This window comes from Jatrophihabitans sp. (assembly GCF_036388195.1).
Lineage (GTDB): Bacteria > Actinomycetota > Actinomycetes > Mycobacteriales > Jatrophihabitantaceae > Jatrophihabitans_A.
Genome location: NZ_DASVSG010000016.1, coordinates 1 through 8137 on the forward strand (window position 1 = coordinate 1; position 8137 = coordinate 8137).

At 71.5% G+C, this 8137-nt stretch carries 7 protein-coding genes; 3 read left to right on the forward strand and 4 right to left on the reverse strand.

Translation table 11 applies throughout. From position 1 onward, the window contains the following. Window positions 1-116: 116 nt before the first annotated feature. Window positions 117-566: an SRPBCC family protein gene (locus VF612_RS01130; RefSeq protein ID WP_408658008.1), complete on the reverse strand. Its 450-nt coding sequence runs from the start codon at window positions 564-566 to the stop codon at window positions 117-119. A gap of 96 nt (window positions 567-662) precedes the next feature. On the opposite strand from VF612_RS01130, the gene mshC reads away from it, so the two are divergent. After that, entirely contained in the window at window positions 663-1895 is a 1233-nt protein-coding gene (gene mshC, locus VF612_RS01135) for a cysteine--1-D-myo-inosityl 2-amino-2-deoxy-alpha-D-glucopyranoside ligase (protein ID WP_408658009.1), read from the forward strand. Window positions 1896-1908: 13 nt separating this feature from the next. After that, on the forward strand, window positions 1909-2604 hold the full coding sequence (locus VF612_RS01140) for a uridine kinase (protein WP_408658010.1): 696 nt from the start codon (window positions 1909-1911) through the stop codon (window positions 2602-2604). A gap of 29 nt (window positions 2605-2633) precedes the next feature. On the opposite strand, the gene VF612_RS01145 is transcribed toward VF612_RS01140, so the two are convergent. The 3 genes from VF612_RS01145 to VF612_RS01155 all read right to left on the reverse strand — a co-directional run bounded on the left by VF612_RS01145 (window position 2634) and on the right by VF612_RS01155 (window position 5412). Next, entirely contained in the window at window positions 2634-3425 is a 792-nt protein-coding gene (locus VF612_RS01145) for a DUF3050 domain-containing protein (protein ID WP_408658011.1), read from the reverse strand. Window positions 3426-3539: 114 nt separating this feature from the next. Beyond that, window positions 3540-4448, reverse strand: a complete 909-nt coding sequence (locus tag VF612_RS01150) for a PP2C family protein-serine/threonine phosphatase (protein ID WP_408658012.1) — start codon at window positions 4446-4448, stop codon at window positions 3540-3542. Between the two features lie 91 nt (window positions 4449-4539). Then, the gene (locus VF612_RS01155; RefSeq protein WP_408658013.1) at window positions 4540-5412 is read right to left on the reverse strand and encodes a PAC2 family protein; all 873 of its coding nucleotides are present in this window, start codon (window positions 5410-5412) and stop codon (window positions 4540-4542) included. Window positions 5413-5655: 243 nt separating this feature from the next. On the opposite strand from VF612_RS01155, the gene metH reads away from it, so the two are divergent. After that, window positions 5656-8137: methionine synthase (gene metH / locus VF612_RS01160; RefSeq protein WP_408658014.1), on the forward strand; the 2482-nt coding region annotated here is incomplete at its 3' end.

Sequence of the window (8137 nt, forward strand, 5' to 3'; positions counted from 1 at the left end):
GAGGTCCGGGCCGCCCGTCGCCGGGTGCGGCGGTTGCTGTCCAAGGGCGTCTTTCCGCTGCCGCCCACCGCATGGCCGGCGATCCCGTACCCGCCGTACTAGCGCCCGGCGCCGGGTCAGCTGCGGGCGGCGGCCAGCTCGGCCAGCCGGTCCAGGGTGGCGATCATGCCGGCCCGGTTGCGCTGCGGAAACCGCAGCAACACCAGCGCGAGCCGGTTCCGCGCGCTCCGGGCGTCCCATTCCTCGGTCACCACGGTGCCGCCGGGCGCCTCGGTGAACCGGTACCGCCAGATGTGGCCGTTGAAGTGCCGCCAGGCGATCAGCTCGGGCTCGTCGAACTCCACGACGGTGTTGAGGATACGGTAATCGGCGCCCAGCTTCATGTCCATCGAGAACCTGGCGCCCAGGCTGAGCCGGTCCGGGCCACCGGGACGGGCCGCCTTGACCGAGCCGGAGCCGTCGATCACCGGGTGCTGGGCCGGGTCGGCCACCACATCGAAGAGCCATTGCCGCTCGGCCGGGATCAACCGGGTCACCGAGACGAGGTAGCGCGAAGAAGAGGTCACCGGATCAGTTCTACCCGACGTGCGCCGGCGCGCCGTTTCCGGAGCGAACCGCCCAGGCGGTGGCATCGAGGCGACCGGCGGCTACCGTAACTCCCCATGCAGTCCTGGCTCCCCCCTGACGTGCCCACATTGCCGGGGAACTCGCGGCCCCTGCGGCTCTACGACACCGCCGCGGACGAGGTCAGGCCGACCGCGCCGGGAGCCACCGCCCGGCTCTACGTGTGCGGGATCACCCCATACGACGCGACCCATCTGGGGCACGCCGCCACCTACCTGGCCTTCGACCTGGTGCACCGGCTCTGGCTGGACGCCGGCCATGCGGTGCACTACGTCCAGAACGTCACCGACATCGACGACCCGCTGCTGGAGCGGGCGGCCGCGACCGGCGCCAGCTGGTCGGAGCTGGCCGAACGCGAGACCGAGCTGTACCGCCAGGACATGGCCGCGCTGCGGGTGCTGCCGCCCCGGGACTACGTCGGCGTGGTCGAGTCGGTGCAGGAGATCGCCGAGGCGGTGGCCAAGCTGCTGGCCGATGACCACGCCTACCGGCTGGAGTCCGACATCTACGCCCGGACGTCGAGCAGCGGCCATTTCGGCTACGAGTCCCGCTACTCCCGCGAGCAGATGCTCGCCCTGTTCGCCGAGCGCGGCGGCGACCCGGACCGGCCGGGCAAGCACGATCCGCTGGACGCGCTGCTGTGGCGTGGCCGCCGTGACGGCGAGCCGCACTGGGAGACCGCCGCCGGCGCCGGCCGGCCGGGCTGGCACGTCGAGTGCTCGGTGATCGCCCACAACCGGCTGGGAATGGGCATCGACGTCCAAGGCGGCGGCTCGGACCTGCGGTTCCCGCACCACGAGCACTCGGCCGCGCACGCCGAGGCGCTGACCGGCCAGTGGCCGTTCGCCCGGCACTACGTGCACGCCGGCATGATCGGGCTGGACGGGGAGAAGATGAGCAAGTCCCGGGGCAACCTGGTGTTCGTCTCCAAGCTTCGCGGGGCCGGCGTCGACCCGATGGCGATCCGGCTGGCGCTGCTGGACGGGCACTACCGCGCCGACCGGGAGTGGACCGGCGGCCGGCTGCCGCTGGCCGAGCGGCGGCTGGCGACCTGGCGCCGGGCGAGCGAGGCCGCGGCCGGGCCGGACGGCATGGCGCTGCTGACGCAGGTGCGCGACCGGCTGACCGACGACCTGGACACCAGCGGCGCGATCGCAGCGGTCGACCGGTGGGCGCGGCTGGCGCTGGAGCAGGTCGCCGACGGGGCCGACCCGGCGGCGCCGGCGTTGATGGCCCGCACCGTGGATGCCCTGCTCGGCATCAAGCTCTGACCCGGTGGCTCGGGTGACCTCGGTGGCTCCGGTCAGCCGGACGGTCCGGACTCGGCTGATCGAGCTGGTCGCCGGGCTGGTCCCGCCGCCACGGGGCGCCGACTGCGTCCGGGTCGGCATCGACGGCGTCGACGGCGCGGGCAAGACCTGCTTCGCCGACGAGCTGGCCGACGCGCTGCGGGCAGCCGACCGGCCGGTGGTCCGGGTCGGGGTCGATGACTTCCATCAGGTCCGGGCGATCCGCTACCGGCGCGGCCGCGGGTCGCCGAGCGGCTTCTGGCTGGACTCCTTCGACTACCCGCGGCTGTGGGCGGAGGTCCTCGACCCGCTCGGGCCGGGCGGCAGCCGCCGGTACCGCCCGGCCGGCCACGACCTGGCCACCGACCAGGTGCTGCGCCCGCCGCTGCTCACCGCTCCGGCCGGCGCCGTCCTGGTGTTGGACGGGATCTTCCTGCACCGTCCGGAGCTGGCCGGCGCCTGGGACCTGTCCATCTTCCTCGATGTGGGCTTCGCCGAGACCGCCCGGCGGATGGCCGGCCGGGACGGCTCCGACCCGGATCCGGAGCACCCGAGTACGGCCCGGTACGTAAAGGCGCAGCGCCGGTACCTCGCCGAATGCCGGCCTGGTCAGCGGGCCGACATCGTGATCGACAACGCCGTGCTGGATGCCCCGGTGCTGGTGCGCGTGACCCCGCGGAGTGAGCGCTGAAACGCTCGAGGACCGGGCGCTGAGACGGCCTAGGACTGTGAGTCGAGCTGGGCCAGGATGCCGTCCCACAACCCGACGCGGGCCTGCAGCGCGCTGATGATGGTCTCGGCGGCCTCGTCCCACTTGGCGGTGTCGTCGCCGCACAGGTCGGCGAGCATCGCCATGGCCATCGGGGTGTGCTCCTCGCCGTCGACCTCGATGTGCCGGGCGAGGTAGTCCTTGAAGGTGGCGAGCCGGCCGCCCTGGTCATCGATCTTGACGACCTGGTCGAACATCTCGGGGATCAGGTCCTCCCGGCCGAAGGCGAACGCCGCGGCCTGGCAGTGCAGCGGAGCGGTCTGGATGAAGTTCCAGGTGGTGTTGACGAACGCCGCTGCCGGCGAGGGGACCGCGGCGTCCACCAGCGCGGTGGGAACGGACTGGCCGTTGCGGATCCGGTCCAAGAACTCGGTGACCGGCTTGGTGTCGGCGCCGGCCTGCTCCATGCCGCCGACGTAGAGCTCGAAGTGGCTGGTGAAGCCGTCGCCGAGCGCGTCGCTCTCCTCGACCAGGACGATGTCGTTGATCAGGCGGCGGCTCTCCGTCGAGCCTCGCGGCACCCACGGGACATCGACACAGGTCAGGTTGCGCTGCAGGTTCTTCAGCAGCGACATGAAGTCCCAGACCGCGAACACGTGCGACTCGGTGAAGGTGTTGACGTCCTGCAGGGTCGCCAGCCGGTGGTAGACCGGGTGCTTGATGACCTTGACCCGCGCCGGCTCGATGACCTGGCGGAGCTCGTCGATGGCCGCATGCTGCTTGCCCCAGTCATAACGCGACACAGACGTCTCCTCCAGATGCGTGAATTGGCTACCAGTGTGCAGACATGAAATTCGACCGGCGAAGTCACCCTAGAGAATGGCGACTACACGCGGTCGTTATTAACTGCGAATTAATCAGCCGTTAACCTCGCGCGGCACGGGCGAGGGCATCGGGGCGGTCGGCGGCAGCCCCAGTTCGGCGGACGGCAGCGTCACGGTCGGCGGCAGCTGCGACTCGGCGGAGGGCAGCGCCGCGGTCTCGGCCTGAGCGGCCTGAGCGGTCTGGGCGGCCTGAGCAGCCTGGTCGGGAAGCACCTCCACGACGTCGAGCACCACCACGGTCACGTTGTCATGGCCGCCGACGGCGACCGCCTGGCGCACCAGCTCGTCCGCGGCCGCCTGCGGGTCCGGGTTCTGGCCCAGCAGTTCGGCGATGTCGGAGTCCTGCAGCTCGCCGGTCAGACCGTCGGAGCACACCAGGAACCGGTCGCCGGCCACCGGCTGCACCAGCCAGACGTCGGCGTCCGGAGCGGGGTCGGTGCCCAGTGACCGGGTCACCACGTTGCGCCGCGGATGGGTCCTGGCGGCCTGGGCGGTGAGCCGGCCGGCGTCGACGAGCTCCTGAACCGCCGAATGGTCCACGGTGAGCTGGCGCAGCTGCCCCTCGGTGACCTGGTAGACGCGGGAGTCCCCGACGTTGAAGACCGCGAGCTGCTCGCCCTGCGCATCCTGCCCAGCGCCCACCACGCTTATCCCGGTCAGGGTGGTGCCCATCCCGTGCCGGTCGCCGCGCTCGGCGCCGGCCGCCAGGATGTGCTCGTTGGCCCGCCGGACCGTCTCGGCAACGTCCTCGGCGCGCACCGCCGCCTGCTCGGCCAGCCGCGCGAACTCGGCCACCGCCAGCTGGCTGGCCACCTCGCCCGCGGCGTGACCGCCCATGCCGTCGGCCACCACGAACAGCCCGGGCACCGCGAGCAGGCTGTCCTCGTTCAGCGTCCGAACCCGGCCGACATCGGTGGCCGAGCCCCAGCGCAAGGTGAGCATCGGTGCGGGGCGTCCCTTCGTTGCGGTCAGCGCCTGGGGTGCCGAGGCGGTCCGGCGCGGATCGAATTGGCAGTGTGTTGGCGGCCGGCCGTTACCTGGAGCCCGGCCAGCCGCCGCCGTCGGGCCGGTCACGACGGCGCAGGTAACGCTCGAACTCCTTGGCGATGGCGTCCCCCGACGCCTCCCGCATCTCGCCGTCGTCGTCGCGCTCCTCGAGGTTGCGGATGTACTCGCGGACGTCCTCGTCCTCGGCCGCCATCTCGTTGACCAGCTTCTGCCAGTCGTCGGCCTGGGCGGGTAGCTCGCCCAGCGGCACCGCGATGTCGAGCACCTCCTCGACCCGGTGCAGCAGGGCGATGGTGGCCTTGGGGTTGGGTGGCTGCGCGACGTAGTGCGGCACCGCGGCCCAGAACGAGATCGCCGGGATGCCGACCCTGACACATGCCTCCTGCAGCACGCCGACGATGCCGGTGGGGCCCTCGTAGCGGGACCGGTCCAGGCCGAACCGGGCGGCGCTGGCGCCGTCGTAGGAAGTTCCGGTGACCGGGGTGGGCCGGGTGTGCGGGGAGTCCGACAGCAGCGCGCCGAGGGTGACCGCGGTCCGCACGCCGAGCTCGCGCATGATCTCCAGCAGCTCCTCGCAGAACCCGCGCCAGCGCATGTTCGGCTCGATGCCGCGCACCAGCACCAGGTCGAAGTCGGCGCCGGCGGGCCGGCAGACCGACAGCCGGGTGGTCGGCCAGCTGATCCGGCGGGACACGCCGTCCACCAGCGACACCGTCGGGCGGTTGACCTGGAAGTCGTAGTAGTCGTCCGGGTCCAGGGCGGCCAGCGGGGTCGCCGACCAGGTCAGCTCCAGGTGCTCGATCGCTCCGGTGGCGGCGTCGCCGGCGTCATTCCAGCCTTCGAATGCCGCGACGAGAACCGGGTCCTTCAGTTCCGGCCAGTTCTCGTATTCTGTCATCTGCCCAGCTTAGGACCCCGTGGCTGGGGCGTGAGCCGCAACAGGCCGTAACCCCTGCCCAGGGCGTTCCAGGCGCGCTGGGCCGGCAGACCGGCCGCGGCGCCCGGGACCGCCGGCCGCGACGGAAAACGCCCGGCGGCGTCGTCGGGATAGCCCGGTAAACTCTCTCCCGTGCCTCTGGATCCCGCGAGCGACCCCTTCCTGTCCGCCCTGACCGAACGCGTGCTGGTCGCCGACGGCGCGATGGGCACCATGCTGCAGGCCGCCGACCTGAGCCTGGACGACTTCGAGGGGCTGGAGGGCTGCAACGAGATCCTCAACGTCTCCCGGCCCGACGTGGTGGCCGGGGTGCACGAGGCCTACTTCGCGGCCGGCGCGGACGCGGTGGAGACCAACACCTTCGGAGCGAACTGGGCCAACCTCGCCGAGTACGACATCGCCGACCGGATCCGGGAGCTCGCCCTGGCCGGCGCCCGGATCGCGCGGGAGGTCGCCGACCGGCACTCCACCGCCGACCGGCCGCGGTTCGTGATCGGCTCGATCGGCCCCGGCACCAAGCTGCCCACCCTGGGCCACGTCCACTACAGCAAGCTGCGCGATGCCTACTACGAGGAGGCCGCGGGCCTGATCGAGGGCGGCGCGGACGCCCTGCTGGTCGAGACCTCCCAGGACCTGCTGCAGACCAAGGCGGCCGTGATCGGCTCCAAGCGGGCGGTCGCCGACGCCGGCCGGCCGCTGCCGGTGCTGGCCCAGGTCACCGTCGAGACCACCGGCACGATGCTGCTCGGCTCCGAGATCGGCGCCGCGCTGACCGCGCTGGAGCCGCTCGGCATCGACCTGATCGGGCTCAACTGCGCGACCGGGCCCGCCGAGATGAGCGAGCACCTGCGCTACCTGTCCCAGCACGCCAAGATCGGGCTGTCGGTGATGCCGAACGCCGGCCTGCCGCAGCTGGGCCCGAACGGCGCCTGGTACCCGCTGACCCCGGAGGAGCTGGCGAGCTCGCTGGCCTCCTTCGTCACCGAGTTCGGCACCGGCCTGGTCGGCGGCTGCTGCGGCACCACGCCCGAGCACATCCGGCTGGTGGCCGAGCGGGTGGCCGGCCTGAAGGCCGCGCCGCGGCGTCCGGTGTCCGAGCCCGCGGTGGCCTCGCTGTATGCCAGCGTGCCCTTCCGGCAGGACGCCTCGGTGCTGATGATCGGCGAGCGCACCAACGCCAACGGCTCCAAGGCGTTCCGGGAGGCGATGCTGGCCGGCGACTTCACCCAGTGCGTGGAGATCGCCCGCTCCCAGAGCCGGGACGGCTCGCACCTGCTGGACGTCAACGTCGACTACGTGGGCCGGGACGGCGCCGCCGACATGCGCGAGATCGCCGGCCGGTTCGCCACCGCCTCGACCCTGCCGCTGATGCTGGACTCCACCGAGCCGCAGGTCATCGAGGCCGGCCTGGAGATGGTCGGCGGCCGGTCCATCGTCAACTCCGTCAACTTCGAGGACGGCGACGGCCCCACCTCGCGCTATGCCCGGATGCTGCCGCTGGTGAAGGAGCACGGCGCGGCCGTGGTCGCCCTCACCATCGACGAGGAGGGCCAGGCACGGACCCGCGAGCACAAGGTGGCGGTCGCCGAGCGCTTGATCAGCGACCTCACCGGCAACTGGGGCATCCCGCTGTCGGACATCATGCTCGACTGCCTGACCTTCCCGATCGCCACCGGGCAGGAGGAGACCCGCCGCGACGGCATCGAGACGATCGAGGCGATCCGCGAGATCAAGCGCCGCCACCCCGAGGTGCAGACCACCCTGGGGCTGTCCAACGTCTCGTTCGGGCTGAGCCCGGCGGCCCGGCAGGTGCTCAACTCGGTGTTCCTGCACGAGTGCGTCGAGGCCGGTCTGGACTCGGCGATCGTGCACGCCTCCAAGATCCTGCCGATGTCGAAGATCCCGGCCGAGCAGCTGGAGGTGGCGCTGGATCTGGTCTATGACCGGCGCCGGCCGGAGAGCGTGAACGACGACGGCACCGTGAACGAGGCCTATGACCCGCTGCAGCGCTACCTGCAGCTGTTCGAAGGGGTGTCCTCGCAGTCCACCGCGGCCTCGCGGGCCCAGGAGCTGGCCCTGCTGCCGCTGGACGAGCGGTTGCAGCGGCGGATCATCGACGGCGAGCGCAACGGCCTGGAGGCCGACCTGGACGCGGCCATGCAGGACCAGTCGCCGCTGCAGATCATCAACGACACCCTGCTGTCGGGGATGAAGACGGTCGGCGAGCTGTTCGGCAGCGGCGAGATGCAGCTGCCGTTCGTGCTGCAGTCGGCGGAGGTGATGAAGGCGTCGGTGGCCTACCTGGAACCGCACATGGAGAAGGCCGACACCGACGGCAAGGGCACCATCGTGCTGGCCACGGTCAAGGGCGACGTGCACGACATCGGCAAGAACCTGGTCGACATCATCCTGTCCAACAACGGCTACACGGTGGTCAACATCGGCATCAAGCAGCCGGTGTCTGCGATCCTCGACGCGGCCGAGAAGCACCGCGCGGACGTGATCGGGATGTCCGGGCTGCTCGTGAAGTCGACGGTCGTTATGAAGGAGAACCTCGAGGAGATGCGGCGCCAGGACCTGCGCCTTCCGGTGCTCCTGGGCGGTGCGGCTTTGACCCGCGCCTACGTCGAGGACGATTGCTGGAAGGCCTACGGCGAGGGCCCGGTGGCCTACGCGCGCGACGCCT

Coding starts and splice junctions, on each gene's coding strand:
- mshC (WP_408658009.1), top strand. CDS start 663: ATGCAGTCCTGGCTCCCCCCTGACGTGCCCACATTGCCGGGGAACTCG.
- VF612_RS01150 (WP_408658012.1), bottom strand. CDS start 4,448: ATGCTCACCTTGCGCTGGGGCTCGGCCACCGATGTCGGCCGGGTTCGG.
- VF612_RS01155 (WP_408658013.1), bottom strand. CDS start 5,412: ATGACAGAATACGAGAACTGGCCGGAACTGAAGGACCCGGTTCTCGTC.